The organism is Methanomicrobium sp. (assembly GCF_055145805.1).
Genome location: NZ_JBSREC010000140.1, coordinates 1 through 26487 on the forward strand (window position 1 = coordinate 1; position 26487 = coordinate 26487).

25 protein-coding genes and 1 pseudogene are annotated in these 26487 nt (G+C 42.4%); 12 read left to right on the forward strand and 14 right to left on the reverse strand.

Annotation, left to right across the window (positions count from 1 at the left end; genetic code table 11):
* The 3 genes and pseudogenes from ACTB1O_RS12535 to ACTB1O_RS12545 all read right to left on the reverse strand — a co-directional run.
* A pseudogene (locus tag ACTB1O_RS12535) lies at positions 1-204 on the reverse strand (GHMP kinase); the annotation flags it as partial.
* A 93-nt stretch (positions 205-297) separates the two neighbouring features.
* Positions 298-855, reverse strand: a complete 558-nt coding sequence (locus tag ACTB1O_RS12540; RefSeq protein WP_462995484.1) for a ferredoxin domain-containing protein — start codon at positions 853-855, stop codon at positions 298-300.
* A gap of 64 nt (positions 856-919) precedes the next feature.
* A complete protein-coding gene (locus ACTB1O_RS12545; protein ID WP_462995485.1) occupies positions 920-1588 on the reverse strand; it encodes a hypothetical protein in 669 nt (222 codons plus the stop codon).
* A gap of 152 nt (positions 1589-1740) precedes the next feature.
* Here ACTB1O_RS12545 and ACTB1O_RS12550 point away from each other — a divergent pair, with 152 nt between their 5' ends.
* Positions 1741-2664 carry a pyridoxamine kinase gene (locus ACTB1O_RS12550; protein WP_462995486.1) on the forward strand — a complete coding sequence of 308 codons (924 nt, stop codon included), beginning with the start codon at positions 1741-1743 and terminating at the stop codon, positions 2662-2664.
* A gap of 13 nt (positions 2665-2677) precedes the next feature.
* Here the strand turns inward: ACTB1O_RS12550 and ACTB1O_RS12555 are convergent, their stop codons facing one another.
* From ACTB1O_RS12555 to ACTB1O_RS12565, 3 genes are all read right to left on the reverse strand, one after another.
* On the reverse strand, positions 2678-3388 hold the full coding sequence (locus ACTB1O_RS12555; protein ID WP_462995487.1) for a glycosyltransferase family 2 protein: 711 nt from the start codon (positions 3386-3388) through the stop codon (positions 2678-2680).
* Positions 3389-3462: 74 nt separating this feature from the next.
* A complete protein-coding gene (locus tag ACTB1O_RS12560) occupies positions 3463-4866 on the reverse strand; it encodes an MFS transporter (RefSeq protein WP_462995488.1) in 1404 nt (467 codons plus the stop codon).
* 85 nt (positions 4867-4951) lie between these two features.
* Entirely contained in the window at positions 4952-6265 is a 1314-nt protein-coding gene (locus tag ACTB1O_RS12565) for a protoporphyrinogen/coproporphyrinogen oxidase (RefSeq protein ID WP_462995489.1), read from the reverse strand.
* Positions 6266-6492: 227 nt separating this feature from the next.
* Here ACTB1O_RS12565 and eno point away from each other — a divergent pair, with 227 nt between their 5' ends.
* The 3 genes from eno (at position 6493) to ACTB1O_RS12580 (ending at position 10418) form a co-directional block, all read left to right on the forward strand.
* The gene (eno, locus tag ACTB1O_RS12570) at positions 6493-7776 is read left to right on the forward strand and encodes a phosphopyruvate hydratase (protein WP_462995490.1); all 1284 of its coding nucleotides are present in this window, start codon (positions 6493-6495) and stop codon (positions 7774-7776) included.
* Positions 7777-7848: 72 nt separating this feature from the next.
* Positions 7849-8517 (forward strand): protein-L-isoaspartate(D-aspartate) O-methyltransferase, encoded by a 669-nt coding sequence (locus ACTB1O_RS12575; protein ID WP_462995491.1) that lies wholly within the window; start codon positions 7849-7851, stop codon positions 8515-8517.
* Between the two features lie 287 nt (positions 8518-8804).
* Positions 8805-10418 (forward strand): DEAD/DEAH box helicase, encoded by a 1614-nt coding sequence (locus tag ACTB1O_RS12580; protein WP_462995492.1) that lies wholly within the window; start codon positions 8805-8807, stop codon positions 10416-10418.
* An 11-nt stretch (positions 10419-10429) separates the two neighbouring features.
* Here the strand turns inward: ACTB1O_RS12580 and dinB are convergent, their stop codons facing one another.
* The gene (gene dinB, locus ACTB1O_RS12585) at positions 10430-11539 is read right to left on the reverse strand and encodes a DNA polymerase IV (protein ID WP_462995493.1); all 1110 of its coding nucleotides are present in this window, start codon (positions 11537-11539) and stop codon (positions 10430-10432) included.
* Positions 11540-11749: 210 nt separating this feature from the next.
* Between dinB and ACTB1O_RS12590 the strand changes: the two genes are divergently transcribed.
* Positions 11750-12286, forward strand: coding sequence for a ferritin (locus ACTB1O_RS12590; protein WP_462995494.1), 537 nt, complete (start codon positions 11750-11752; stop codon positions 12284-12286).
* Positions 12287-12348: 62 nt separating this feature from the next.
* Here the strand turns inward: ACTB1O_RS12590 and ACTB1O_RS12595 are convergent, their stop codons facing one another.
* Together ACTB1O_RS12595 and purH are read right to left on the reverse strand one after the other, a co-directional pair.
* Positions 12349-13899 carry a sodium:solute symporter family protein gene (locus tag ACTB1O_RS12595; protein ID WP_462995495.1) on the reverse strand — a complete coding sequence of 517 codons (1551 nt, stop codon included), beginning with the start codon at positions 13897-13899 and terminating at the stop codon, positions 12349-12351.
* A 162-nt stretch (positions 13900-14061) separates the two neighbouring features.
* Complete coding sequence (gene purH / locus ACTB1O_RS12600) at positions 14062-15549, reverse strand: bifunctional phosphoribosylaminoimidazolecarboxamide formyltransferase/IMP cyclohydrolase (protein WP_462995496.1); 1488 nt, start codon at positions 15547-15549, stop codon at positions 14062-14064.
* Positions 15550-16065: 516 nt separating this feature from the next.
* Here purH and ACTB1O_RS12605 point away from each other — a divergent pair.
* The 6 genes from ACTB1O_RS12605 to ACTB1O_RS12630 all read left to right on the forward strand — a co-directional run bounded on the left by ACTB1O_RS12605 (position 16066) and on the right by ACTB1O_RS12630 (position 22123).
* A complete protein-coding gene (locus ACTB1O_RS12605; RefSeq protein WP_462995497.1) occupies positions 16066-16629 on the forward strand; it encodes a nucleotide exchange factor GrpE in 564 nt (187 codons plus the stop codon).
* A gap of 4 nt (positions 16630-16633) precedes the next feature.
* On the forward strand, positions 16634-18496 hold the full coding sequence (dnaK, locus tag ACTB1O_RS12610) for a molecular chaperone DnaK (protein ID WP_462995498.1): 1863 nt from the start codon (positions 16634-16636) through the stop codon (positions 18494-18496).
* An 18-nt stretch (positions 18497-18514) separates the two neighbouring features.
* The gene (dnaJ, locus tag ACTB1O_RS12615) at positions 18515-19666 is read left to right on the forward strand and encodes a molecular chaperone DnaJ (RefSeq protein WP_462995499.1); all 1152 of its coding nucleotides are present in this window, start codon (positions 18515-18517) and stop codon (positions 19664-19666) included.
* A 132-nt stretch (positions 19667-19798) separates the two neighbouring features.
* Positions 19799-20752: a methyltransferase domain-containing protein gene (locus ACTB1O_RS12620; protein ID WP_462995500.1), complete on the forward strand. Its 954-nt coding sequence runs from the start codon at positions 19799-19801 to the stop codon at positions 20750-20752.
* Between the two features lie 220 nt (positions 20753-20972).
* On the forward strand, positions 20973-21104 hold the full coding sequence (locus tag ACTB1O_RS12625; protein WP_462995501.1) for a hypothetical protein: 132 nt from the start codon (positions 20973-20975) through the stop codon (positions 21102-21104).
* Entirely contained in the window at positions 21101-22123 is a 1023-nt protein-coding gene (locus ACTB1O_RS12630) for a hypothetical protein (protein WP_462995502.1), read from the forward strand. The genes ACTB1O_RS12625 and ACTB1O_RS12630 overlap by 4 nt, the downstream gene beginning before the upstream one ends.
* A gap of 192 nt (positions 22124-22315) precedes the next feature.
* Here ACTB1O_RS12630 and ACTB1O_RS12635 read toward each other — a convergent pair whose 3' ends face one another.
* On the reverse strand, positions 22316-22471 hold the full coding sequence (locus ACTB1O_RS12635) for a hypothetical protein (RefSeq protein ID WP_462995503.1): 156 nt from the start codon (positions 22469-22471) through the stop codon (positions 22316-22318).
* 96 nt (positions 22472-22567) lie between these two features.
* Positions 22568-22996, reverse strand: coding sequence for a dCTP deaminase (locus ACTB1O_RS12640; protein WP_462995504.1), 429 nt, complete (start codon positions 22994-22996; stop codon positions 22568-22570).
* A gap of 136 nt (positions 22997-23132) precedes the next feature.
* Here ACTB1O_RS12640 and ACTB1O_RS12645 point away from each other — a divergent pair, with 136 nt between their 5' ends.
* Positions 23133-23405: a DUF5320 domain-containing protein gene (locus ACTB1O_RS12645; RefSeq protein ID WP_462995505.1), complete on the forward strand. Its 273-nt coding sequence runs from the start codon at positions 23133-23135 to the stop codon at positions 23403-23405.
* Positions 23406-23637: 232 nt separating this feature from the next.
* Here the strand turns inward: ACTB1O_RS12645 and ACTB1O_RS12650 are convergent, their stop codons facing one another.
* The 3 genes from ACTB1O_RS12650 to ACTB1O_RS12660 all read right to left on the reverse strand — a co-directional run.
* The gene (locus ACTB1O_RS12650; RefSeq protein WP_462995506.1) at positions 23638-24924 is read right to left on the reverse strand and encodes a bifunctional hexulose-6-phosphate synthase/ribonuclease regulator; all 1287 of its coding nucleotides are present in this window, start codon (positions 24922-24924) and stop codon (positions 23638-23640) included.
* A gap of 72 nt (positions 24925-24996) precedes the next feature.
* Positions 24997-25503 carry a nitroreductase family protein gene (locus tag ACTB1O_RS12655; RefSeq protein WP_462995507.1) on the reverse strand — a complete coding sequence of 169 codons (507 nt, stop codon included), beginning with the start codon at positions 25501-25503 and terminating at the stop codon, positions 24997-24999.
* A gap of 137 nt (positions 25504-25640) precedes the next feature.
* On the reverse strand, positions 25641-26487 hold an 847-nt coding region (locus ACTB1O_RS12660), incomplete at its 5' end, for a TraB family protein (RefSeq protein ID WP_462995508.1).

Genomic DNA, 26487 nt, shown 5'->3' on the forward strand with positions numbered 1-26487 from the left:
TCTGTTTGGTGAAAAACGGTTCATGTCAAGAACTGTCAGGTGTATTCTTGCCGGAACCTTTACCTCGACCTCTCCGGTCACTGGTTTAAGCTCAAATTTTTTAGTGTCAATACCAAGGGTTATGATATTCTCACCAACACTGAACGGTGAAAATTCATATTCTACAAGATCCAGGTCTCCGCCACGGATCATTATTTTAGACATTAAATCTCCAAATTTAGAATAGAGCGGTAATTTCTAATTTCTCTGAAAAATCACACCGTGAATTTTCATCAGACAGTGCCGGAAACTATTGTTTCATGGACGGTTTCTGTCAAAGAAAATGCTCTTACCTGAGGCCGACAGCGGGATTGCATATGCTACTGTGCATTTTCCGAGCCAACCGAGTTTCAGTGCTCCAACGCCTGCCGAGAACATGATTCTGTTGTCAACATTGTGCATTGATGCGGTCTTTGCCGCAGAACCGACTGCAATTCCAAGATCTGCCTGCCTTAACACGCAGTTCGGGCCAGAAAAAGCCGGGTTTTTTCCTGTTACCTTCTTTTTCTGTGCGTCAGTCATCTCTTTACATGTATGAAAACCGCATCCGCCGCAGTTTAAACCGAGACTTCCGTCTCCGGTTGCACCTGCTATGAAACAGCAGTCACTGTTTTCAACGCATTTTGCATCCCTGATAAAAAAACCAAGTTTGTTTTCCTCTCCGAATGCTTTCATAGAATCAGCAAGCGTGTTTAACTCTTTGCCCGATGCTATTCTGACCAGAATTACGTCGCTGCCCTTTGATTTGGGAGCAGTCCGTGCCGAAACCGCCATTAATTTTGCAACAGTCATGACACCGTCTTTTTCGTCAGACATCGGATTGAAGGTGGTTCGGTATTTATTATAAATCATTTGGTTGGGTTTTTGGATATTTATACAACTAATCCAGTTTGTATCCGCTTTTTTCCCAGGCTTCTCTCATGACATCGTTTTTAAGCAGATATTTATCAACCACTTTTTTTTCAACTGTATTTAAGGGGCATGAGAAGTTGATGCATTTGGCACAGAAATACACTTTCATAATCTGGAAGAATACAACTGAAGCTAAAAGTGTCATAACAAAAATACCGGTGGTGCCATATAGGATAATCGTCGTAGCATTTTGGGAATATAACATCCAGAGGGCCAAACTGCCGACAGATAAGGGTATAATCGTGCAGTTCATCCAGACAAGAAAATTCATCATGAACTTTTCAAATTTGTTCATGGGTGCAGGATTATATTTGAAAATCTTTGGTGCTCCGTTCTTTGCAAGACATTTTAAAAATTTACCTTCGTTGTCGTAGAAAGGGCAGTGGCTACACAGAAATTTAATTTCATAACCGAATATCAGAAAGAGGAAGAGAACATATGCAATAAATGGCCACCACTCGCCTGATATCAGGAATATAACTCCTAAAAGTAGAAATACTCCTATGAAAATAGGAGATGCAATTGCTATAAAACTGTTTAAAATATTTTTATCACACCTGCAGTCAAGACTTATTTCCAGATCGCATTTAGCACAATTTTTTTGATCTTTTACTGTGCAGGTTTTTTCATTTGGCATAAAAAAAATTAATGATAATTTATAATATATATATCTTTATTTATATTCATGGCTGGCGTATGTGTATTTTTTTGACTCTCCGGTATTTACTATAAATCATTTGGTTGGTATTTGGGGATATTTTAAACTTTTTTTGGAATGATTGAAGTCTGATGGGCCTGATAATATGTAATATATCAGAGAGAATAGGTGTTATTTTGATTAGAAATCCGGTGCCGCGGGTTGCGGCAATACATGATCTTTCAGGATTCGGGCGTGCATCCTTAACAGTTGTAATACCAGTTCTCTCCTCAATGGAGGTGCAGGTGTGCCCTCTTCCGACAGCTGTTCTTTCAACGCATACCACCGGTTTTGAAGACTACTGCTTCTGTGACCTGACCGGTTTTATGGACCAAAACGTTGATCACTGGATAAGTCTTGGAATAAAATTTGATGCTATATACAGCGGTTTTCTGGGTTCATCAAGGCAGATGGATATCGTTTCAAGATTAATTGATGCTTCCAGTGAATGCAGGCCGATTGTTGTAATCGATCCTGTCCTTGGTGACAACGGGGTCACATACGGGCCGATAACGGATGATATGGTCGTTAAAATGAGATCTTTTATCAGTCATGCCGATGTGATAACTCCGAATATTACAGAAGCGGCACTTCTTCTGGATGAACCTTATGGTGATTTTATTGATGAAAAAACCGTCCGTTCATGGCTTCCCAGGCTTGCCGATATGGGTCCTGATATTGTTGTTGTAACAAGTGTGCCTCTTGATAATTCAAAAGAGAGAACATCTGTTCTTGCATATGACAGGGGTGATGAAAGGTTGTGGAAGGTTGCATGCGACTATATACCTACACACTATCCTGGGACCGGGGATGCGTTTGCAAGCGTTCTTGTCGGAAGTCTTCTTATGGGGGATAGTCTTCCTATTGCACTTGACAGGGCAGTGCATTTTACAACCCTTGCAATAAGGGCATCTTTCGGGCATAAAAATCCTGCAAGAGAGGGTGTTATGCTTGAGCGTGTGCTTGATACACTAAAAGGGCCGGTTGTGATGAGCAGCTATGAGTTAATTGAGTGAAAATAAGAGGATTTTATTTATATTCGCGGCTGGCGTATGTGTATTTTTCCGACTCTCCGCCTTTTATTACGATATAGAGCCAGACATATAACGATTTGAGAGTCCCGAACTGCACATATCTGCGCATTGAAAACTTAACCCTGACTTTTGAGTCCAGTTTGACCTTGCCGAGTTTTCTCATCCTCTGTGCAATTTCAAGGTCATCTCCGGCATCGATGCACTTGTAGCCCTTTATCGTGTCATATGCATCTTTTTTAAACGCCGTGTTGCATCCGAGAGTGTAGTATAAGGTGTGGGTGTAATAGCCGATTCTTGAGAATGTGTTTGCCAGTGCAAGATAAAACCTGAACTTGATTCCCGGCTCAAGAGGGTATACAGTCCCGTATAACTGAACAATCCTGTCGTCCTTCTCAAAGGCCTTAAGTGTCAGTTCAAGCCAGTCTTTTGGTATTATACAGTCCGCATCGGTTGTTGCAAGGATCTTTGCCTTTGCAAGTGCTGCACCGTCATTTCTTGCACCGCCCACTTTTTTGCTGGTCTGAATAATTACAGTGTCGGCAAGTTTTTCCGCATATTCACGTGTTTTGTCCTTTGAGTTGCCGTCAACCACTATTAACTCATATTCATCTCTCGGGATGGTCTGATTGCAGAGTGAGTTTAAACACGGTGTGATATTTTCCTCTTCGTTGAATGTCGGGATTACAACTGAAATTTTAGGCGCCATTTGTCCTTTATAAGTTGGCTTTTTATCCGCAATAATATATTGGTATTAAATAAAGGCTGAAAAAAAGGTATATTTTAGCTTCTTCTTTTATCTGCAGCCATAAATGCTGTAATTAAAACTATTATGCAGAATATTATCCCTGCCGCTATTGCCATGTCAAAACCGGTCATAAATGCCTGGTGAGAAATTTCAATGCCCGGTTTTGCCGCAGAACTTCCTGAAAAAACTGAAAATATGGCTGTGAAAAGCGCTGTTCCAAGTGCTGTTCCAAAATATATCGATGTGCTCATGATTCCTGACGCCATCTCTTTTTTATCTGCACCTGAATGCTCAATTATCCTGCTTGAACCTGCACTCATAAACGGCCCGAGACCGATACCCATAATGATTAAGGCCAGAATTACAGGGAGTATCTCTTTATGGCCGAATAAGAGGTAAATTACGATAAATGACAAGAGGAATACTGCCGCTGATACTGAACATATTACTCTTGCACCCCTTTTATCTGCAAGATGACCTCCCACAGGACTCAGGATTGTGATGATTACTGATGGTATCAGAAGAAACAGTCCTGACTGTCCCGGACTCATGCTCATAATATATTCAAAGTAAAAGGGCAACATGAGAATAAGTCCTCCGTATGAAAGCATAGCAAGTGAGTAGGATAGTGTTGAATATGTGAAATTTCTGTCTGAGAACATTGAGAGGTCAATGACCGGATCTTTTGCCTGCCTCTCTGTCATTGCAAAGAAAAAGAAGAAGACTGCCGATATCAGAAGAAGCCATACCGGACTTACAAATCCGTTTGCCTTTCCGCCTAAAAATCCCAGGGGCAGAATAAAAAATGTCATTGCAATAACGAATAAAGCAGACCCTTTATAGTCGAAATCCGTTCTCCCTGAGGTTTTAAGGACATCATCAGGAAGAATATATTTTGCAAGAACAATTCCGATAATTCCGACTGGTATGTTTATTAAAAAAATCCAGTGCCAGCTCATATATTCTGTTATGAGGCCTCCCAAAACCGGCCCCAGAGCAAACGCAAGTGCTGATGCGGCGGCAATAATCCCCAGTGATTTTGCCCTCTCGGACTCCTGAATGTGAACTGCGATGGTTGCGACAGCAGATGGTGCAATCATTGCGGCACCAATGCCCTGTAATGCCCTAAATGCGATAAGTGCCTCTATATTCCATGAAGCAGCGCAGAGAAGTGAGGATAATGTAAATATTCCGACTCCCCAGATATATATATTTTTTATTCCCAGAAATGAGGAGGATTTGGCAAATATCACCATCAGACTGCTTAATGTGACAAGATATACTGTAATCACAAGCGATGCAAGGCCGATATCTGCATTAAATCCTGATGCAATCTGCGGGAGAGAGACATTTACAATGGCACCGTCAAGACCGTCCATAAAAGCCCCGATTCCAACCACAAGCAGTATCAGAATTGCGGGTGTTTTGCTGCTGTTCATTACAAATTAGTTATCTGCGGGGCTTAAAAAAGAGTTTGTTAATTCCGGGGGGATTTTAGGATAATTTTTTAGGGTTAATTCAATTTTATTGAGTGTTTTTTACATAATCCATGACATGTCTGATGCATCCGTCCATGTTGATGTATTCAAACTCCGAGAATCGCCCGACAAGGTCTATTCCCAAAGATTCGATATATTCCCTCATTATTTTTACATTTTTGAGGTAATCCAGATCATAGACAACGTATGCATACTCAAATCTTGTAACATCCGAATAAACAACCGAATTCTCTGACTTAATAATGTCCATCTTTATCAGACCTTCAGTGACCTCTTTTATGATCTCGGAGTCTGTCTTTTTTGAGGTTTTATCGTCGTCATTGTATGTAATCTCCGCAAGAATCGATGAGCATCCTTCTGGTGCGACCCTGGTTGAATAATTTGACGGGAATGATATCCTGTTGAAGTCTCCAAGTTCTTTCTGCGGGATATAAAGCCAGGATATATCGTTTAATTCATCTTTTATTCCAAGTCCCACACATGCAATTGAGTTGTACTTCAGGTTTTTGCATGCTTCCCTGACATTTTCAGGGACGCCTGATAAGCATGAAAAAAGAACTGCCGGCGGAAGTGTTGATATTACTCTGTCGTATCTGATTTCTTCAGACCCGTTTCCTATTAGAAATTCGTCATCACATTTCTTTATTGATGTAACTTCATATCCTGTTATAATCCTGTCTGCTACTGGTTCTTTTAGTGCATCAACAAGCGCTTCAATTCCGCCTGTTACAGGGTATGTGAATACTGACTGGTGGGTGTATCCTTCTGTCTCAATTCCGATTGCTGAACGAATTATATCTTCAACAGGAGGTCTTGGGATTCTTCCGTCAACCCAGTGATGCGACATCTTCTCTGTTGGATAGTTCCATATTTTTTCATTGTAAGGAACCATGTAAGACTCTGCAATTCCCTTTCCAAGTGTGTAATATATCCATTCCTTAAAGTTCTCAGGCTCTTTTAACTCGCCTTTTTCAAGGGCTATTAAATTTTTTACAAACTCGTTTATGCAGAAGAATCTGTCCTCAGGCGGCAGCTGGTAAAGACCGTTTTCAAACGGGTACTTGACATAACTGCCTTTAAAAAAGATCTTTGTATTGCGGTTTCTTTTGTCTTTGTTATCTCCCAGCACATCACACATGAAGTCGTTAACTTCTGTATCGCGGCTGAATATGATATGTGAGCCGCCGATATCAAATGTAAATCCTTCTTCTGTTTTTGAGCGGCAAAGACCCCCTGTCTCTTTCTCCTTCTCTAAAACAACCACATCCCCACCTGCTTCGCTGAGCATTCTGGCAAGTGTTATTCCGGTAAGTCCCCCTCCGAGTATTGCAGTTTTCACATTAATAGATTTGATATCATTTTTAATAATAGTCTGTTGTCATACCTGTTGTATTTCCTGCAGGTATAACCCGGGTGTATTGCTGTCAAAATGCCGTAATGCTGTTTTGATCTGACAACACAAATTTAAATTTCAGCTCACCCGTTTTGATCAAAATGCCGTAAGGCTATTTTGATCTGAAATATAATTATTTATCATAGTCTGTTTGAAATCAGGTGTTTTTAGATATGGATACTGCAATTAAAATCATAAAGGGAAGAGAAATTCTGGATTCAAGAGGGAATCCCACTGTTGAAGCTGATGTATTTTTAAACTGCGGCTCCTGTGCACGGGCTGCATGTCCATCCGGGGCATCTACCGGTATTCATGAGGCTGTTGAACTCAGAGACGGCGATATGGCAAGGTACGGCGGAAAGGGTGTGCTAAAAGCTGTATCGTATGTAAATGACAGAATTGCTCCCTGTATTCTTGGGATGGATGCATCAGATCAGGGAGCTGTCGACAAAGCAATGATTGAACTTGACGGAACTGAAAATAAAGGGAACCTCGGCGCAAACGCAATACTCACTGTTTCAATGGCGGTTTCCCGCGCTGCGGCAGATGCAAAGGGTATTTCGCTCTGGAAGTATCTCGGAAATCCGGATGATGCATTACTCCCTGTTCCGTGCATGAATATTATGAACGGCGGTGCACATGCGAACTGGCAGGGTGCTGATCTTCAGGAGTTTATGATTGCGCCTTACGGGGCACCGTCATTTAAAGAGTCACTTAGGTGGGGTGCAGAAGTTTATCAGGCACTAAAAGCGCTTTTAAAAGAGAAAGGGCACTCCACCGGAGTCGGTGATGAGGGAGGATTTGCACCTGAGGTTCCTTCAAATGAGGAGCCCTTAAAGCTTATCACAGAAGCGATAGAAAAAGCAGGTTTTAAGCCCGGAAAAGATATCGGAATAGTTCTTGACCCCGCTTCAAGTGAGATCTACAAAGACGGCTTTTACGAGTTTAAGACCGAGGGAAGAAAACTCAGCTCAGAAGAGATGGTCGCATTTTACAAAGATATGTGTGAAAAATATCCGGTAGTATCAATAGAAGACGGCCTTGCGGAAGATGACTGGGACGGATGGAAACTGCTGACAGATGCAATCGGCGATAAGGTTCAGCTTGTCGGAGACGATCTCTTTGTAACAAATGTAAAAAGAATGGAGATGGGGATTGAAAAGGGAGTTGCAAACGCGGTTTTAATCAAGCTCAATCAGATTGGGACAGTATCCGAGACAATAGATGCAATCCGCCTTGCACAGAAGAACGGATGGGCTGCAATGGTCTCACACAGAAGCGGTGAGACAGTTGATTCATTCATTGCAGATTTATCAGTTGCACTTGCGACAGGCCAGATAAAGACAGGCGCACCTGCAAGGGGCGAGAGGGTTGAGAAATATAATCAGCTCTTAAGAATTGAAGAAGAGATGGGTGCATCTGCAAAATTTGCAGGAAGAAGTGCATTTATCCGATAATATCTCAAATAAATCCTATTTTTTTTGTACGGCAATATTAATGTATATTCAGAGTCATCTGTAACTTTTATTATGTCTGATCTTTTGGATTATGACACTCCTGAATATTACCAAAAAAGGATTTTGATGGTAGAAGAGCAGATAGAGTCTCGTGGGATTAGTGACCGCTCAGTAATTATGGCAATGAAAAATGTTCCCCGGCATATCTTTGTTCCTTCGCATGAACGGCCTTATGCCTATGATGACAGACCGCTTCCTATAGGTCAGGGCGCAACAATTTCGCAGCCCTATATTGTCGGACTTATGACCGAACTTCTGGAACTTTCTCCCGGTGATCGTGTTTTAGAGATAGGGACCGGCTCAGGATACCAGGCGGCCGTAATCGCCGAAATTGCATCTGCTGTCATCTCATTTGAACGCATAACTGAGCTTGTTAAGTATTCAAAGGATAATCTGGCGATGGCAGGAGTTGAAAATGTTGAGGTGATCCACGGGGACGGGACAAATATGCCTGTGGATATTGGCCTTTTTGATGCTGTAATAGTTACTGCTGCATCTCCTGTCATGCCCGATTATCTGATACATTTACTAAAGGAGAAGGGAAGACTTGTTGTTCCTGTCGGAGACCAGTTATCCCAGATACTTGTGAAAGTAAAAATGACCGGCGAAAAACCTGTGGTGACTTATCACGGCGGCGTAAGATTTGTGCCTCTTATTGGTGAAAAAGGATGGAATTCCTAAGGGGGCGCATGGTTTTTTTATATAATTGACTTTGCTAAAAAAGAAACAATTCTGACTTTAGGGGCATTTTTGACGATTAATTAAAAATTGAAGCTCTTTGTGCTTTTAGATGGTATTTTTTATATTTTTTTGCAAAATTTGCATAATGCTCTGCGTTTCTTATAAATGCTTCAAAAAAATTGATTTTTTTAATTCGGTGGATATTATGGTCTTTTATCTGTGTGTGCTTTTTTTACAAAACATGAAATACCTTGGAGACCAACGTAATAATCAGAATGAATTCTTTTTTGAAATTTAGTGAGCTTAATATTTCTGAGGAAATACTTAAAGCTATAGAAGATATGGGTTTTGAGGAACCCACTCCAATACAACAACTTTCTATACCTATCATAATGGAAGGCCGTGATGTCACAGGCCAGGCTCAGACAGGTACCGGAAAGACTGCGGCCTTTGCAATACCTGTTATTGAGAAAATAAGTTCTGATAAAAATATCGTTCAGACAATTATACTTACTCCGACAAGGGAACTTACTATTCAGATAGCTGAGGAGTTTAACCGTTTTCTCAAGTACCGTGAGGATATAAGGGTACTTCCTATCTATGGCGGCCAGCCAATTGAGAGGCAGATATCCGTTCTGCGCCGTGGTATTCAGATTGTTGTCGGAACGCCCGGAAGGATTATGGATCACCTCAAAAGAGGCACACTTTCCCTTTCAGCTGTTGAAACAATAGTTCTTGATGAAGCTGATCAGATGCTGGATATGGGTTTTAAAGAGGATCTGGAAGAGATTTTATCATACGCACCTGATAATCGCCAGACAATTCTCTTCTCGGCAACAATGCCGAGGCCGATTCTCAAGATCTCAAAACAGTTCCAGAAAAATCCTGAATTTATTAAATTAAGTCACACAGATCTTACTGTTCCTACAATTGAGCAGTCCTACATTGAAGCCCGTGAAAGGGACAAGCTTGAGATTTTGTGCCGGTTAATTGATATTAACGGTCCGGGACTTTCGATGATCTTCTGCAACACAAAGAGAAAGGTAGACGAACTCTCATCTTCTCTTCGTTCAAGAGGATATTTTACCGAAGGTCTTCACGGTGATATGAAACAGATGGTAAGAGACCGCGTAATGAACAAATTCAGAGGCGGCTCTCTTGATATTCTTATTGCAACCGATGTTGCGGCACGTGGAATTGATGTGGATGATATAGATACGGTATATAATTATGATGTACCGCAGGATGTAGAGTATTATATCCACAGAATCGGGCGTACCGGGCGTGCAGGAAAGACAGGTGTGGCATATACTTTTGTCGGCCCGAGGGAGACTGAAAAATTAAGGATGATCCAGAGATTTGCCGGTGTTAAGATCAGACGTGTGTCTGCGCCAAGCACAAAGGATGTTGAAAACTGCCGTGCCGAAAGATTCCTTGACAAAATCAGGACTGTCATGACAGAAAGTGATCTTACGGCATATATCTCTGCAATTGAAAGGTTAACAGATGAGGACTTTACCTTAACCGATGTATCTGCAGCCTTAATGAAGCTTCATATGGAAGGAGAGGACAGGGAAGTTTCTTCAGTTTCGTCAGGTTCCTCACGTTCTTCTGAATCCTCGGTTGATTTCACAAATACCGGGGGAGAGCCCGGAATGGTCCGTTTCTTCATCAATATCGGTAAAGGAAGAAATATACGCCCGGGAGATATTGTTGGTGCAATTGCAGGAGAAGCAAAAATATCCGGAAGCCTTATCGGCGCAATAAGTATATTCAATGACTTTTCATTTGTTGAAATTCCTGAGAAACATGCAGAAGAAGTTTACAGGGTTATGAACAATGCAACAATCCGTGGAAACGAGGTTTCATTTGAACCTGCACGGAAAAACAACAACAGATAATTTTTATTTTTTTAGTCTGAATTTAAATTTGAATCCGAAAACTCAAAGAGATTTTTCTGAATACTTTTAGAGGATTCAAAATTAGATACTGATACACCTATAAGTCTGACAGGTGTCTTTTCATCAAGGTGTCCTGATATTAGTTTTACTGCCATATTGTACAAAATATCTGTGTCTGTTGTATAATGCTGCAGAGTTTGAGACCTTGTATGCGTTATAAAGCCTGTATATCTTATTTTGACAGTCACTGTCCTGAAATGTATTTTTTTTGAATTTAGCGTTTCTTTTATTTCATTGCAGATAATTCTGGTTGTATCAAATATCGCCTGCCTGTTTTTAGTATCTTTGAGGTATGTTCTCTCACGTCCTATTGATTTCTGACCCTTTCTCTCTAAAACACATCTTTTGTCGATTCCGGATGCATATCTTCTTAAATCTGCGGCATGCCTTCCGATGAGGGATATGAGGCTCTGGATGTCATATAAAAGAAGATCTTCTATGGTTATGATTTTGGCCTGTATCAGGATTTCCTGTGTCTTCTTCCCGACCCCCGGAATCTTTCCTATATGCATGGGATTTAGAAAAGAGCTTACCTCTTCGGGCCGGATTACTGTCAGACCTGCGGGTTTTTTAAAATCAGATGCTATCTTTGATACGATTTTTGATGGTGAAATTCCAATAGAGCATGTAATTTTTTCATTCAGCAGAATTTCGTTTTTTATCTCTTCTGCCATATCTTCTGCGGCAGAAAAAGTTTTGAGATGACTCAGGTCAAGGTATGCTTCATCGATGCTGACCTGCTCGGATTTATCAGAATATTTTCTGATAATATTCATTACATTTCGTGAGGTCTCTTTATAAAGAGGCATATTTACCGGCAGAAAGACAGCTTTTGGACATAGTCTGTATGCGGCTGATACAGGCATTGCGGAATGCACCCCGTATTTTCGTGCCTCATACGAGCATGTACTTACAACCCCGCGTCCATATCCTCCTTTTGGGTCTGCACCGATAACTACAGGAAGACCTTTTAATTTTGGGTTTTCTCTCATCTCTACAGATGCAAAGAAACTGTCCATGTCAATATGGAGTATTATTGATGTCTGTTTATCTCCTGTCATCTCCCGGCATTATTTGTATTTAACATATATTGCATATAAGAAAAATCCCCGCGGTGTGAAAGAAAAAAAGGCAGTTTGTATAGATAATTCAGTTTCATAAAAAGAGTTGGTGAAATTCTATCTGTTGAAATTTTGTTTATATATGCCAATACTAATAAATATCCGGGCCACCTTTCTGAAACTGTTAAGCAATTAATAGAGGTGAAAGAAATGTCAATGAATCCTAAAGTTGAAAAAGCATTGAATGATCAGGTACGGTGGGAGCTTTACTCCTCATATCTGTATCTTTCAATGTCATCGTGGTATGAATCAGAAGGTCTCCGCGGATTTGCAAACTGGGAGTATGTACAGGCGCAGGAAGAGAAAGATCATGCAATGAAAATTTACAGGTACATTATATCAAGAGGCGGACGTGCAAAACTTCAGCCTATAGATGCACCTCCTGCTGAATGGAAATCTCCTCTGGATGCATTCACAGTCTCTCTTGAACATGAACAGAAGGTGACATCGCTGATAAATGATCTTGTTAATCTGGCAGTCAAAGAGAAGGATCATGCCACATACAACTTCCTTCAGTGGTTTATTGACGAACAGATTGAAGAAGAGTCAGATGCCGGAGATGTTGTTGACCAGCTTAAGATGATAAATAAGGACAAGGGTGTCGGTCTTTTGTATATGCTTGATAAGGAGCTCGGGGCAAGAATCTACGCCCCGTTAACAGACACAACTCCGCCAGCATCACAGTAAATTACTGTAAAAAATCCAACAAATTTTTTTGCTGAAGTAAAAAAGGGAAATTTTTGTGTTTCTCATTTTCTGGGCTGTATGTAAAACCCTGTCATTGTATCGTCAAGCACTTTTTCCGAGTTTTTCGGAGTTATGAGGCTTATTGCAATCATTGCAATTATTGCACATGCTAGAGAGTATATTGAGAAGTGCATTGGGAGTTTTGCAATGAACTGATGATAATATCCGAATATTCCCGAACCTATAAGTCCTGCAAGAATTGCTGCGATTGCACCCTCTTTTGTCGCACCTCTCCAGTAAAGTCCTGCAATAAACGGCACTGCAAATGTTGAGAGCATAACTCCGATTCCCAGCCATATCAGAAATGCGAGCATTTCGGGGGGATTGAGTGCAAGAATCAGGGATATAAGTGCTGCTGCAACAACGCACACCTGACTTAAGCGAAGCACCTGTTTATCGGGTGCATTTGGTTTTAAGAGATTTTTGTATATATCCCATGAGAACATTGTTCCTATTGTAAGCATCAGCCTGTCTGTTGTTGACATCACAGCCGCCAGAACAATGACTGCAAAAAGTGCCCATATGAGCATATTGGGTGCGGCGTACTCAACACCATACATGAATGCAAAGTCCTGTGCGTTTACTGCTGTGGGGAGGACCAGTTTTCCCTCTTCGACAAGGACTCTTACTGCAAATCCTGCAAATTTAACCAGAAACATCACAACGACGTATATTAAAAAAGCCGCGAGAGGGGCCCATTTGAAATATTTGTCCTCTTTTGCCGCTAGTACGTTGTTTACAACATGTGGTGCACATGCAAGGCCCACTGTCAGAAGTACTACAAATGAGAATAAAAATTCAGGCGTACAGTATGCATAGGCTGCATACGCCGATGGATAATATGGCTGAACCATATTTGGATCAATCGTTGAGAGAACCTCGTTTATGTGCGTTAAACCGCCCGCGGAGATTATTACTATTGGTGCCATAATCAGAACGCCTATGATTAAAATTCCGCCCTGTATCAGTGTCGTCCAGGAAACAGCATACAATCCTCCGATTACTGTATAAATCGTTATGATAATTGCCGATATTATAAGTGCAATCCTGTAGTCTATCTCAAAAAGCCAGACCAGAACAATGCTTATTGCAGTGTACTGCCCGACAAGATAGATCAAAGAGACGACAATTCCTGCAACCGCTGCAAGTCCACGCATTGCCCTCGGACTTTCAAATCTGTGTGCAAAATAGTCTTCGACTGTCATATAACCTGCGCTTTTTCCGATATAGTGCAGTTTAACTCCGAATAAAATTATTGCAAAGGATGCTGCAAGGGGCACTGCGAGTTGTTCCCATATTCCCGGCCACCCTGACGCAAATCCGAATCCTGAGACCCCGACAAGTGTCATTCCGCTGCAGACGGATGCAACCATAAGGATTGTGAATACCCAGAAACCAAGTGATCTTCCGGCAAGGATGTAATCCTCTGTGTTATGAACTTTTTTTGACGCCCAGCTTCCTATGTAAATAAGTCCTGCTGCATATATGGCAATGATTCCCAGTGTAAGAGGATCAAAGGTCAATTGTTCACCTCTCTGAATCTGAGGCCCCATATTAAAAGAGCCAGTATAATTATTCCTGTCCCGAATCCTACGGCCAGAACTGTTGTTGTTGGCAGACCAAACATTTGTATCATGCTAATATGTAGCATGGTAACATATAACACGATCGATTTAAGAGTCCAAAAAGATTAAATTTTTATTTTGGAAAAAAAATTAGTGTCTGAAGTACCTGACTCCGGTAAAGACCATTGCGACATTGAGTCTGTTTGCCGCATCGATAACTTCCTTGTCCCTTATTGATCCTCCGGGCTGAAGGAGGGCTGTTGCGCCTGCTTCTGCTGCAACCTCAAGAGTATCTGCGAAAGGCAGGAATGCATCCGATGCAACAACAGAACCTTTGAGTGATGAGTTGGCTTTCATGACGGCAATCTGTGTGGAGTTGACTCTGTTCATCTGTCCCGCACCGATTGCAAGGGCTGTTTTTCCTTTTGCAAATATTATTGCATTGCTCTTGGTATGCTTGCAGATCTTCATTGCAAGTCTCATTCCTTCAGTCTCTTCCTGTGTCGGCTCGCGTTCGGATACGACCTCCCAGTTCTCTGTTATCTCTTTCGGAGTTATCTGGAGGAGTGCTCCGCCGTCAATTGTCCGGAGGGATGGTGTCTCCTTCTCTTCCGGAAGGATTAATACACGCATATTCTCCTTTACTTTCATAATTGTGAGTGCCTCTTCCGTGTATGAGGGAGCAATTACGACTTCAATAAAGGTTGATGCAAGCTCTTTTGCGACATCTTCTCCCACTTCACGGTTGAGTGCGACAATGCCTCCGTAGGCTGAGACGGGATCAACATCTCTTGCTTTTGTATATGCCTCAAGAACACTGTCTCCCATCGAGACGCCGCACGGGTTGTTGTGCTTAACTACGACTGCTGCAGTCTCGTCAAACTCACGAAGGAGGCCGACAGCCGCGTCAACATCCAGGTAGTTGTTATATGACATTGCCTTGCCCTGAAGTGGAATCTGGCCTGCAATGCCTGTATCTCCGTATACTGCGGCTTTCTGGTGCGGGTTTTCACCATAGCGGAGCTCTCTTCCGTTTTTAAACTGAACTGTATAAACTTCAGGGATCTCTGATTCAAGGCTACCAAGGTGATTTGATATGGCGGCATCATATGAAGATGTGCGTGCAAAAACCTTCTTTGCAAGATAAAGTCTTTCTTCTTCGGTCAGTCCGTATTCCCCGACCGCTTTTTTGAGCATATCGTAATCAGCAGGGTCGATTACAACTGCGACATGCTTAAAATTCTTTGCAGCCGCACGAATCATGGCAGGTCCGCCTATGTCGATGTACTCAATAAGTTCATTTAAAGGCAGATCTTTTCCTGACATTTCCTCGAAAGGATAGAGGTTTACGACAAGGATATCAATACCTGAGATGCTGTTATCCTTCATTACCTGATCGTCAGTGCCGCGTCTTCCGAGAAGTCCGCCGTGAATTTTCGGGTGGAGAGTTTTAACACGCCCGTCCATCATTTCGGGTGCGCCTGTATGTTCTGAGACTTCGGTAATTTCCAGTCCTGCCTCACGAAGTGTCTTTGCCGTTCCTCCTGAGCTCAGGATTTTAAAGTTGTTTTTGGCCAGACATTCTGCAAGTTCAACAATGCCGGTCTTGTCCCAGACCGAGAGGAGTGCATGTTTCATTGAATTATTATTTGTTTTAAAATCAGAATAAACTAATGGCGGTGATAAAATTTTTATGGGCATAACTGTTCAGATGTATCCTCTGATGTGCGCAAATCTCCGTAAAAAAGATAAACTGCTGTCTTGGGTGTAATTTATCTCTTTTTCTCTCTCTCTCTCTTATGGTTTTTTTAAAAATCCGTGCAGGTTTGTGTTTAATGTCTGCGCTCACAGGTAAAGAAAAACAGTCTGCGTTCTGATTTTTTTTATAAATCTTCAGGGGGGTTGTGGTTCCTTTTTGGGCCAGTGGGAATTTTTAAGGAAACAGATCTCCCGATATCTTCCAAAATAATGGGAAATCAACATTTTTTGGACATGTCCTGATTTCATGTGCTGTATAAAACCAATTTTCATTCACTGTGTTGAAGAAGTATTATATAGAACTGCAAACAGATTGACAAAAAACTATATATAGAACTCCAGACCACTATGTATGGTATAACTAGTAATTTCAGCATTTTATTGGAGAATTAGGGAATGAATGAAGAGAATGATGAGAAAAAAATGCCTGGCGGGAAGATTGATGATGTCTCTCCGCCCGTGGGAGATTTGAACATTGAAGGAACAGCGGCCGAATCGCCCGAAGAGAAGGTTGTAACCCGGGAAGATGAGCTTCTGGCGGAAATTGCCCTGCTCAATGACAAATATCTTCGTCTTGCAGCTGACTTTGATAATTTCAGGAAAAGAAGTGCAAAAGAGTCTTTGGAACGTGCAGAACGTTCAGTTGAAAGTGTGGCACTTGAAATTCTTGAAATTGTTGACAATATAGAGCGTGCATTAAATTCTGATGAATCCTCTCTTCGTGAAGGGGTTGAACAGATCCACAAAATTCTCATGAAAATTCTTCATAATCATTCCATATCTCCTGTAGAATCGCTAAAAGAACAATTTGATCCTAACAGGCATGAAGCGATAGCCTATGTCCCTTCTGACTGTGAGGAGGGAATTGTTATTGATGAAGTTGCACGAGGTTACTGTATGAAAGATAAAGTAATCAGATGTGCAAAAGTAGCAGTATCCAAAGGAAAAAAGGAGGAATAATAAAATGGCTTCTAACAAAATTTTAGGAATTGATCTTGGTACAACAAATTCATGTATGTCCATAATGGAAGGCGGAAAACCTGTAGTAATCCCAAATGCAGAGGGAGGACGCACAACTCCGTCAGTAGTCGCATTCTCAAAGGAAGGAGAGCGTCTTATCGGCAGTGTCGCAAAGCGCCAGGCTGTTACAAACCCTGACCGCACAATCAGCTCCATTAAAAGGGATATGGGCACTGACAGAAAAGTAAAGATTGACGACAAGCAGTACACGCCGCAGGAAATATCCGCAATGATCCTTCAGAAACTAAAGGTGGATGCGGAAAGCTACCTTGGAGAAGAGATTAAAAAGGCGGTAATTACTGTTCCCGCATACTTCAACGATGCACAGCGAAATGCAACAAAGGATGCCGGAAAGATCGCCGGTCTTGAAGTAATGCGTATCATAAACGAACCGACAGCAAGTGCCCTTGCATATGGTATCGACAAGGAAGAGGACAAGACCATCCTCGTATATGACCTTGGAGGAGGAACATTCGATGTATCAATCATGACTCTCGGAGACGGGGTTTTTGAGGTACAGTCAACCGCAGGAGACAATCATCTCGGAGGAGATGACTTTGACAAGCTTGTTACCGACTACATCGTCGATGAGTTCAAAAAACAGGAAGGAATCGACCTTTCAAAGGATAAGATGGCACTTCAGCGTATTCGTGATGCAGCGGAAAACGCCAAAAAAGAGCTTTCAACTGTTCAGAAGACAAATGTCAATCTGCCTTACATCACAACCGACTCCTCAGGTCCAAAGTTCCTTGACCTTGACATAACCCGTGCCAAGTTTGAGCAGCTCATCGGCCCGCTTGTCGACAAAACAATAGGACCGGTCAAACAGGCAATGAAAGATGCAGACATGACCGGCAAGGACATCGACCACGTTCTTTTAGTCGGCGGCTCAACACGTGTCCCGCTTGTTCAGGAGAGAATCCGTGCACTTCTTGGAAAGGAGCCTGACAAGGGAATCAACCCAGATGAGTGTGTCGCAGTAGGTGCGGCAATTCAGGGCGGTGTATTAACAGGCGAGGCAAAGGATGTTGTATTGCTTGATGTAACTCCTCTCACACTCTCAATTGAGACAATGGGCGGTATTGCAACAAAGTTAATCGAGAGAAATACGACAATTCCTACAAAGAAGAGTCAGATTTTTACAACTGCGGCTGATAACCAGACCAGTGTAGAGATTCACGTTGTTCAGGGTGAGCGTGCACTTGCGACTGACAACTTTACACTTGGAAAGTTCCAGCTTACAGGTATTCCGCCGGCACCACGCGGTATCCCGCAGATTGAGGTTACGTTTGATATCGACGCAAACGGAATCATAAATGTCTCTGCAAAAGACCTTGGTACAGGAAACACCCAGGCAATTACAATCTCCGGCGACAAGCGCCTCTCTGAAGACGAAATCGAGGATATGGTCAAAAAATCAAAGGATTTCGAAGAAGAGGACAAAAAGAAGCGTGAGGAGATTGAGATCAGAAACAGTGCTGACAACTCAATATTTGCTGCAGAAAAACTCATAAAAGAGGGCAAGGATAAAATTGATGCAGAGGATGTCGAAAAGATTGAGTCCGGCGTTGAAAAGGTTAAAAAATCGGTTGAAGAAGACGATCTCGAGGCAATCAAAAAAGACGTTGAGGAACTTACCGAAAGTGTCTTTGCAGCATCTACAAAGATGTACCAAAAGGCAGCCGAAGAGGCTGAGGCTGCAAAGGCAGAAGGCGGCGCAGAGGGTGCAGATGCACAGGCTCCTGAAGAAGATAATGTCGTTGACGCCGACTATGAAATGAAAGACGACGATAAAAAGACTGAATAAAGTTGAGCAGGCGTTAAAATGGGTGCGAAAAACTACTATGATATCCTGAACGTATCAAAAAATGCTACTGAACAGGAGCTAAAAAAGGCATACCGCACCCTGACAAAGAAGTATCATCCCGATATATGCAAGGAAGAGGGCGCTGAGGATAAGTTTAAGGAGATAAATGAGGCCTACAGCGTTCTCTCCGATAAGCAGAAGAGGGCCCAGTATGACCAGATGGGTCATGAAACATTCACCAATGCCTCCAAAGGCAACTATTCCGGCGGCGGTTTTGGCGGTGCAGGTTTCAATGCAGATTTCGGTGGTTTCGGGGATATATTTGATGCTTTCTTTGGCGGTTCCGGTGGCAGAAGAGGTCCGAGGGGCCCGCAGCCAGGCTCTGATCTTCTGATGAGGATTCAGATCTCACTTAAGGATGCGGCCCTTGGAACAAGCCGTGATGTTGATGTAATGCATACCGAACCCTGTCCGGAATGCGACGGTACGGGAAGCAAAAATAAGAAAATACGCATATGTCCCCGGTGTGGCGGGAGCGGACAGGAGAGGCGTGAAAACAGAACCCCGTTTGGAAACTTTGTCAGCATGGTGACATGCTCCCAGTGCCATGGGCGGGGCAAAATACCTGAAGAACGCTGTGGTGCATGTGGCGGTTCAGGTCACACAAGGGTTAAAAGAAATATTACAGTCTCAATACCTGCCGGAATTGATTCCGGTATGCGTCTTCGGATGGAAGGCTACGGCGAGGCCGGAGAACCCGGGGCACAAAACGGTGATCTGTTCATAGAGGTTGAGGTAATGCCTGATGAAAACTTCAGGCGTATTAGCGACAATCTTGAGACCAATGTCATACTTTCGGCTGCAAATGCGGCAGTGGGTACAAAAATTGATATAAAAACCATTGACGGACGTGAAGTTGAGCTAAAGATTCCTGCAGGTGTTCAGCACGGAATGGCGCTTAAAATATCCGGCGAAGGTATAAAAAGAAGAGGACGCCCTGGAGATCTTCTTGTCAGGGTAAAAATTGAGATCCCGAAGAATCTCTGTGATGAGGAAAAAGAGCTTTATAATCGCATTGTAGAGATAGAAAATGTGAGAAAGGAAAAGGGCGACAAAAAGAGCGGATTCTTTAAAGACGTTGTCGGAAAGATGAAAGATTCAATGAAATAAAAATATTAAAATCCCTTCTTTTTAGTTTATTTTCAAACATTTTTCAAGTTAAAAAAAGACAATTTTAACTGAGCCTGATTTTTTTCATGCTATTAGTTTTAGTCCCATAAATTTCAAAGTAATAAGCCTGATATGAAATTAATTCTGGAACTTTCCGGTGAACACCCTACGCTTCCATTTTCCGAGATAGAATGTGTGGGTAAAATAATAAAACAGGGAATGCAGGTCGCAGTTGTGGAATGTCCTGATGAGGATGCAACAAAACGGCTTGCAATGACCCACTGCATAATGAGATGTCTTGGCGAATGTGATGCAGATATTGAATCATTTAAAGGTCTTTTAGAATCCTTGTCAATTGAATCAGATGTCTCCTTTGCAGGCCGCGTCAAAAAGACAAGTGATACAAAAATTTCCAATTCCCAGCTTGAACTTGAAAGATGTATCGGGACTTACATAAAAGGAACTGTTTCTCTTTCGAATCCCGGTACAGAATTCCGCGCGATATTCTCGGGTGATGCCTGTTATTTCGGGGAGGTCATCCACCGGATTGACCGGGGCGGGTTTGAATACAGAAATCCTATGCGGAGAGCATATTTTCATCCCGGTGTTATGATGCCTGTCCTTGCAAGGACTCTTGTTAATCTTGCGATGATAGAAGAGGGGGGCATTCTCTTAGACCCTTTTTGCGGGACGGGGGGAATTTTACTTGAGGGAATGCTTTTGAAAAACCGCGTAATCGGGGCTGATATGGATCTTTTGATGCTGAAAGGGTGCTTAAAAAACCTGCCGCGTGCAGAGGTATTAAAAGTTGATTCAACCAAACTGCCTATAACAGACTGTTCTGTTGATTCGGTAGTAACGGATCTTCCTTATGGTCAGTCGGTCTGTATAAAAGCGGAATCGATGAATGCGCTTTATAATGATTCACTGAGTGAAATGCGGCGTGTTTTAAAGAAAGGTAAACGTGCCGTTGTCGTGACCCATGTGGATATTCGTGAAACTGCCTGCAAACACTTTGATATTGTGCAGTTTCACGAACAGAGGGTACATAAAAGTCTCACACGCAGGATAATGGTCCTAAAATAGCTTAGAGTTTCTCCGGTTGTGTTCCGGATGGATCCTTCCTGTACAATCTGACTTTACAGTAGTTGTATAAAAATAAATGACTCTCTGGCATGGGATCAATTCAGCCTGAATAAGACTCCGGTTAAATTTCACCTGATGTTATCAGATAAAAATAAAGTGCTCAAATATCCGGGAATTTCCGGAGTTATATAGATATTATAAAAACAGGTTTGAAGAACAGATGGATTTTTTAAGATGGCTTAATGCCAGCTTCCCTAAGAGAAGGCCGGAAAAACCGGTTGCAAGAAGAGCAATCAGGCACCTGAAAAAAATAGAAAGAATCAGTTATTCTCAGAAGAACTCTCTCAGATGAGGGCTGCGGAAGGGAGATGGTATGAATCGCTGATCTATGAGGTACTCCTTGAACTTGCATCCAAAACTGATAAGATAAAGTATGTTGTAAGAAAGGGAGCTGATGCGCCGTTTCCTCCTCCTGTTGATATCCGGCTGGGCCAGAATGGTCTTTTTTATTCCAACAGGGGAGATATAAATGTCCGTGGAAATGGACAGGATATTGCGGAATTTGATATACTTTTTGTTGACCACTATAATCGGATCTGTTTTGCCGAGATAGTGACCTCTGCATCGGACTTAAAGGATATGGAGGCCGAGGTCAAGTATAAAAAGAAGCTTTTAGGCTACCTTTACGGCCAGGCAGTGGTTCCCTTTGTTCTTTTTTCATCGGTTGACATATCAAGGTCGTCGATTATGAGACGTCTTATGCGTGAAACAGAGAGCATTCTTATCGTAACCGGGGCATGCGAGGAGTTAAAAAAGGATTTGACTCCGAATTCAATCCGTGGAGTGCCGAGAAAACCTATTAACCACCCAAAACTCATCGGAATCGAAGAGGTTTGTGTAAAAAGGCCGTTTGCATACAAAAAAATGCATGACGCAAAGCGCGATAAAATTCTTTGTCTTATGATGGCCAGAAAAAGCAGGGTTGAGATGCGGGTTGCAGATGAGATTCCTCCGGTTGCCAAGAAACTACTCCTGGGAGTGCTTTACCCTTCCGGCGTAAAGGCGCTTATGAACAACAGGACATTTACGATGTCGGGTAAGAAGTACACCTATGAGGATATGAAGACTGAATTTTCCAAGGTTGTTCTTGCAATTGATATCCCTGAATATGAGGCTGTTATTTATCTTAAGGCACGCAGAAAGAATGAATATTTAAAGATTGTCCGGAAAAAGTCAGGAGAACTGAAGGTTGAGAGCAAAAGAACGCCGCAGATGACCGGGTTCTATCTCTGGCTTGAGGATTTAAAGCCGACTCTGGGTGCAAACGTTGCAAAAAGCTACGGGGAAGTCTTTTTGGATGGCAAAAAATAAATTGGATTTTTCTTTTTTTAATTCCCGATTTCCTATTTCACTCAAATATCAAACATTTTGATAGAATATAATTGAAAGTCAACTTTTTTGCTAATTTTTAGAGAAATAACATATCTTATCTTAAAAAATGCATGGATGGATTATGATAAAGGGAGGGGGTGAGTCCCCCTCCCTTAAACTCTCCCCCTGGATTTATGACAGGTCACAAAAGGGAGGGACAGGCCTCCCTTTTGTTCCAAAACTGTTTTTGTTTTTCCCGGCTGAAGCTACCCGAAGGGTAGCTTCCAGGCCGGTGTCGCAAAGCGCAAGCCCTGAGGTCAGGGCGTGTTCGCGAAGCGAATTGCGCAAGGGGTTGTCTGAAAAAGTTAGTTTAGAATTTAAGAAAGTCAGTAAATTATAGTAAAAAATTGAGTGAAAAATATGATCTAATCAGTAGATCCCGTTTCAGTTCCTCGCCTCAACTGCACCCTCGCTGTCCTGATACCTTCCGTTATAGAGTGTTTTTCCACCCATGACCTCGTGCATGATAATCTGAACACACCTCTCACCTTTTTTGAGTGGCACATCCTCAGGGCCCATGTTTACAAGGCACAGGGTGAGATTTCCACGAAATCCCGGGTCAACATATCCGCCGCCGATAAGAACTCCGCGTCTTCCGAATGATGATCTGCACATTAAGGTTGCGGCAATGTCTGCCGGAAGACCTACCTTCTCCATAGAATGAACGAGGGTGCATTCTCCTTTTTTTAAGAGATAATCCTCACCTGCTCTCAGGTCATATGATGCGGGCTGCTGTGAGTCTTCTGAATGTGGATCTAAAATCAGATCTCCTGTGCTGATTCTTTTTAGGATCTCATCTCTGGAAATTATCATCAGGATGTTTTTGTCCCGTGAGAGTGTAATATTTTGGTTTTGCAGACTGATTTTTCGTGTGAAATTTTGCAGCAAGAGATACATTGAAATATTTTTGCACATATGAGTAATATATACAAATGAGGTGAAAGAAAAAATGCCAGGTTTTGACAGAACAGGACCCCAGGGAAGAGGGCCGATGACAGGAAGAGGTATGGGACAGTGCGGGTCTGAAAATTTCGCAGGTGCGTCTGCCCCGGCTGACACAGAAGGAAAAACAGATAATACTGGTGATATCGGAGCTCCTTTCAATGCTGCTCCGGCAGGAAACATTGTTTATGGTGCTGGCCGTGGCGGTGTTCCACGTGGTTGTGGGATGGGATTTTGCGGCGGACGTGGAAGAAGAGGCGGCGGCAGAGGAAGATTCTGAAGAAAAAAATTTTATTTTTTGAATTTGAAAATTAATTTATTGCAGCCCTTTTTACTATTTTTATGAAGTCTGCGGGAGGCACACAGGGCTTTATGTCTTGTGCCCGGGCTTTTGATTTATTTAAGCTGATTATAATACTGAATGTCGGTTTATAACTGATCTTTTTTGGTTGCTTTTTTTAGAAGAGAATTTTCTACTAAGCCGGAATTTTAAAAAAGTTAAGTAAAAAAGTTCACTTTTTTTCCCATTTTTTAAGTTCCATTACGATTGAGAGAGTTTTGCCTGCCTTAATCTCCTCACGAACCCTGATCTCATGTTTTTTAACTTCAAGAGCCCGTCTTGCAATCTCATATGCACGCTCTTTAGGTATTACAACAACGCCTGATTCATCACCCACAATCCAGTCACCTGTTCTCACCTGCTGTCCGCAGCATGAAATTTCAGCACCTATTTCACCAAAGCCTTTTGGCTCGCCGGCATTCGGCACAGTTGCAGTTGCAAAAACAGGAAGGCCGATTCTTTTAATATCGTCAACATCTCTGACTGCGCCGTCGATTACAACTCCTGAAATTCCCTTACTCAGGCAGCTGTGTGTTGCAAGCTCTCCCCAGGGCGCAACATGCTTTGCACGGCCGTTGTTGATAACGATAACATCTCCTTTTTCTGCAATGTCTATCGCCTCAACAGGCTTTGCCCAGTCGCCTGCCACAGTCTCAACGGTAAGTGCCACTCCTGCCATCTTCACATCGCCGCATATTGATATGAGTCCTGACATGGCGCCTTTCCTGTGCATTGCATCTGTTATGTTTGGCGCCGAGACTGAGAGGAATATCTCTCTTATCTCATCTGTTTTATCTTTTGCATCGCGTTTTTTTATGACAGGTGAATCTATTGCATCCCTGACTTTTTTTGTTGCGGCACAGACATCGAAAGCCTTTGTGATGTTGCTTCCGATGAGCAGGATGTCAGCACCTGATATTGCCGCCTCTGCTGCTGAAACGGAGTCAAGTCCCCCTGCTGCACCAATAGGGACTTTGACCTTCCCTGCAATCTCTTCTAAAAGACTGACGGGATTCATGCCTCTCATCTGCTGGTCGATTCCGACATGAGCGGTTATTATGTCAATACCCATCTCCTCCATCTCCCTGGCACGTTCTGAGGGGTTTTCGACATTTAACAGATCGGCCATTATCTTAACGCCGTAAAGGCGTCCTGCACGAACTGCTTCTTCTATTACTGAGTTGTCCGAGTTTGCAAGGACACATACAATATCTGCTCCTGCCTTTGCCGCCATTTCAACTTCAAGTGTGCCGGTATCGGCAATCTTCATATCCGCAACAATTAAATGTCCGGGAAATTCCTCTTTGAGTGTCCGGACAGCATTCATGCCCTCGCTTTTAATAAGGGGTGTGCCTGCCTCAATCCAGTCAGCACCCCCTTTTACTGCCTCTCTTCCGATTGCAACAGCTCTTTTAAGCTCTGTTAAATCCAGTGCCACCTGAAGAATTGGTTTTGACATAGTTACTTTCAGATTCTTTGCAATATACAATTAAGTTTGTCTTTAAAGAAAAAAAGAAAATTAGTTGAGTATTTATTTCTCTTTGTACTCTTCAGTAAAGCTGATCTCATCAAGCTCTTTTTTGGGCACAATAGTGACGTCTGCCGGATATCCTGCAGGAATTAAGGATACAAGGGCATATTTTTCCGGAACTTTCATAAGTTTTCTTACATCCTCTGAATATTCCATCTTATCCCCTGCAATCCAGCATGAACCCACGCCGAAAGACCACAGTGACAGAATTATCTGCATTGTAACAGCACATCCGTCTTCTAAAAAGAACTTTTGTTCTCTTTCGGTAAATACTGCAAAACAGGCATTGGCATCTTTTATAAATTTTCCGTGGGTTGCAAGCTCAGAGATTTTTAAGAGCGTATCTTTGTCTCTTATGACCCCCACTTTCCATGGCTGTGCATTTCTTGCTGTGGGTGCATATCTGGCAGATTCAAGTGTATTTTTTATTATGCTGTCTTCTATTTTTTCATCCTTGTATTTCCGGATGCTTCTTCTTCCCTTCAGGATTGTAAGTCCAAGATTCATGGGCTTATTATGGAGAACATAGCAAAAATATTTTTGCAATCTTTAAGAGAGAATCTGAAAAAACGTTCATGAAATTACTGTTTCATGCAAATCATAAATTGATTTTTATGTAAAATGGAGGGTTTTGTCTGTTCTTATCAGAACAGTGTACCCAGATATGCAATCAGGTTATTAAATCCGTCTGCCAGAACAACAGTCGGGTCAATTCCGAGTATTGGGAATATGAATAAAAAGTATGCAAATGTCCCTATTGTGCTTCCCACATTTGCAAGGGCTGCCACGAGGACCACCTTAAACATCGGAACTTTTCTCATCTCCGAAAAGCTTGCTGCATCGATTATCTTCTGAAGATCAGAGGCCTTTGGTTTTCTAACCTTCGCTTCAGTAACTGCCGCAAACCAGCCTGCCGCAAGGAGGGGATTTAGTGATGTCATCCACGAGACTGAAAACGCGGTCAGGGCAGAGAGGGGATGACCCCCTGCAATAAGTGTAAAACCTGCTGCAAGGACACCGTTTATTAAAACCCAGTAAATTATCGCCCACATCAAAACATCAAGTCCGACGCCTGAAAATCCTATGAGTAAGAGAAGGAATGCAAACATCGCAATAAACACGCCGCCGATTAAATATTTCCAGGGAAGTGTTTTTGGCTGCTCCACCAGAGACTCAAAAGAGGGAAGTGATTGTGGTTCCCTAAAGTAACCTGTAATTCCCTTTACATGGCCTGCACCGACAACTCCGAGCACCTTATCATTCCTTTGAGACAGTCTCAGGAGGGAGTGTGCAAGGTATGCATCCCTCTCATCGATAAGTGCCTTTGCACCGTTGGGTGAGAATTTGTGGAACTCGTCAATTGCCATCTCAATTAAATCCTGATCTCCTGCGAGACTTTCTATGTCGATCTCCTCATCCCCGCCGCGTCCGGTTATTGTTCCTGCAAGTGCACCTATGAGCTTTATCTTCTCCCACAGGCTCATCCCCTTC

Excerpts from the sequence above, each read along its gene's own strand:
- ACTB1O_RS12645 (WP_462995505.1), top strand. The coding sequence starts at position 23,133 with ATGCCAGGTTTTGACAGAACAGGACCCCAGGGAAGAGGGCCGATGACA.
- ACTB1O_RS12540 (WP_462995484.1), bottom strand. The coding sequence starts at position 855 with ATGTCTGACGAAAAAGACGGTGTCATGACTGTTGCAAAATTAATGGCG.
- dinB (WP_462995493.1), bottom strand. The coding sequence starts at position 11,539 with ATGACAGGAGATAAACAGACATCAATAATACTCCATATTGACATGGAC.
- ACTB1O_RS12590 (WP_462995494.1), top strand. The coding sequence starts at position 11,750 with ATGTCAATGAATCCTAAAGTTGAAAAAGCATTGAATGATCAGGTACGG.
- eno (WP_462995490.1), top strand. The coding sequence starts at position 6,493 with ATGGATACTGCAATTAAAATCATAAAGGGAAGAGAAATTCTGGATTCA.
- dnaK (WP_462995498.1), top strand. The coding sequence starts at position 16,634 with ATGGCTTCTAACAAAATTTTAGGAATTGATCTTGGTACAACAAATTCA.
- ACTB1O_RS12655 (WP_462995507.1), bottom strand. The coding sequence starts at position 25,503 with ATGAATCTTGGACTTACAATCCTGAAGGGAAGAAGAAGCATCCGGAAA.
- ACTB1O_RS12605 (WP_462995497.1), top strand. The coding sequence starts at position 16,066 with ATGAATGAAGAGAATGATGAGAAAAAAATGCCTGGCGGGAAGATTGAT.
- ACTB1O_RS12625 (WP_462995501.1), top strand. The coding sequence starts at position 20,973 with ATGGATTTTTTAAGATGGCTTAATGCCAGCTTCCCTAAGAGAAGGCCG.
- ACTB1O_RS12555 (WP_462995487.1), bottom strand. The coding sequence starts at position 3,388 with ATGGCGCCTAAAATTTCAGTTGTAATCCCGACATTCAACGAAGAGGAA.
- ACTB1O_RS12560 (WP_462995488.1), bottom strand. The coding sequence starts at position 4,866 with ATGAACAGCAGCAAAACACCCGCAATTCTGATACTGCTTGTGGTTGGA.
- ACTB1O_RS12550 (WP_462995486.1), top strand. The coding sequence starts at position 1,741 with ATGGGCCTGATAATATGTAATATATCAGAGAGAATAGGTGTTATTTTG.
- ACTB1O_RS12640 (WP_462995504.1), bottom strand. The coding sequence starts at position 22,996 with ATGATAATTTCCAGAGATGAGATCCTAAAAAGAATCAGCACAGGAGAT.
- ACTB1O_RS12575 (WP_462995491.1), top strand. The coding sequence starts at position 7,849 with ATGTCTGATCTTTTGGATTATGACACTCCTGAATATTACCAAAAAAGG.
- ACTB1O_RS12595 (WP_462995495.1), bottom strand. The coding sequence starts at position 13,899 with ATGGGGCCTCAGATTCAGAGAGGTGAACAATTGACCTTTGATCCTCTT.
- dnaJ (WP_462995499.1), top strand. The coding sequence starts at position 18,515 with ATGGGTGCGAAAAACTACTATGATATCCTGAACGTATCAAAAAATGCT.
- ACTB1O_RS12545 (WP_462995485.1), bottom strand. The coding sequence starts at position 1,588 with ATGCCAAATGAAAAAACCTGCACAGTAAAAGATCAAAAAAATTGTGCT.
- ACTB1O_RS12620 (WP_462995500.1), top strand. The coding sequence starts at position 19,799 with ATGAAATTAATTCTGGAACTTTCCGGTGAACACCCTACGCTTCCATTT.
- ACTB1O_RS12630 (WP_462995502.1), top strand. The coding sequence starts at position 21,101 with ATGAGGGCTGCGGAAGGGAGATGGTATGAATCGCTGATCTATGAGGTA.
- purH (WP_462995496.1), bottom strand. The coding sequence starts at position 15,549 with ATGAAACATGCACTCCTCTCGGTCTGGGACAAGACCGGCATTGTTGAA.
- ACTB1O_RS12650 (WP_462995506.1), bottom strand. The coding sequence starts at position 24,924 with ATGTCAAAACCAATTCTTCAGGTGGCACTGGATTTAACAGAGCTTAAA.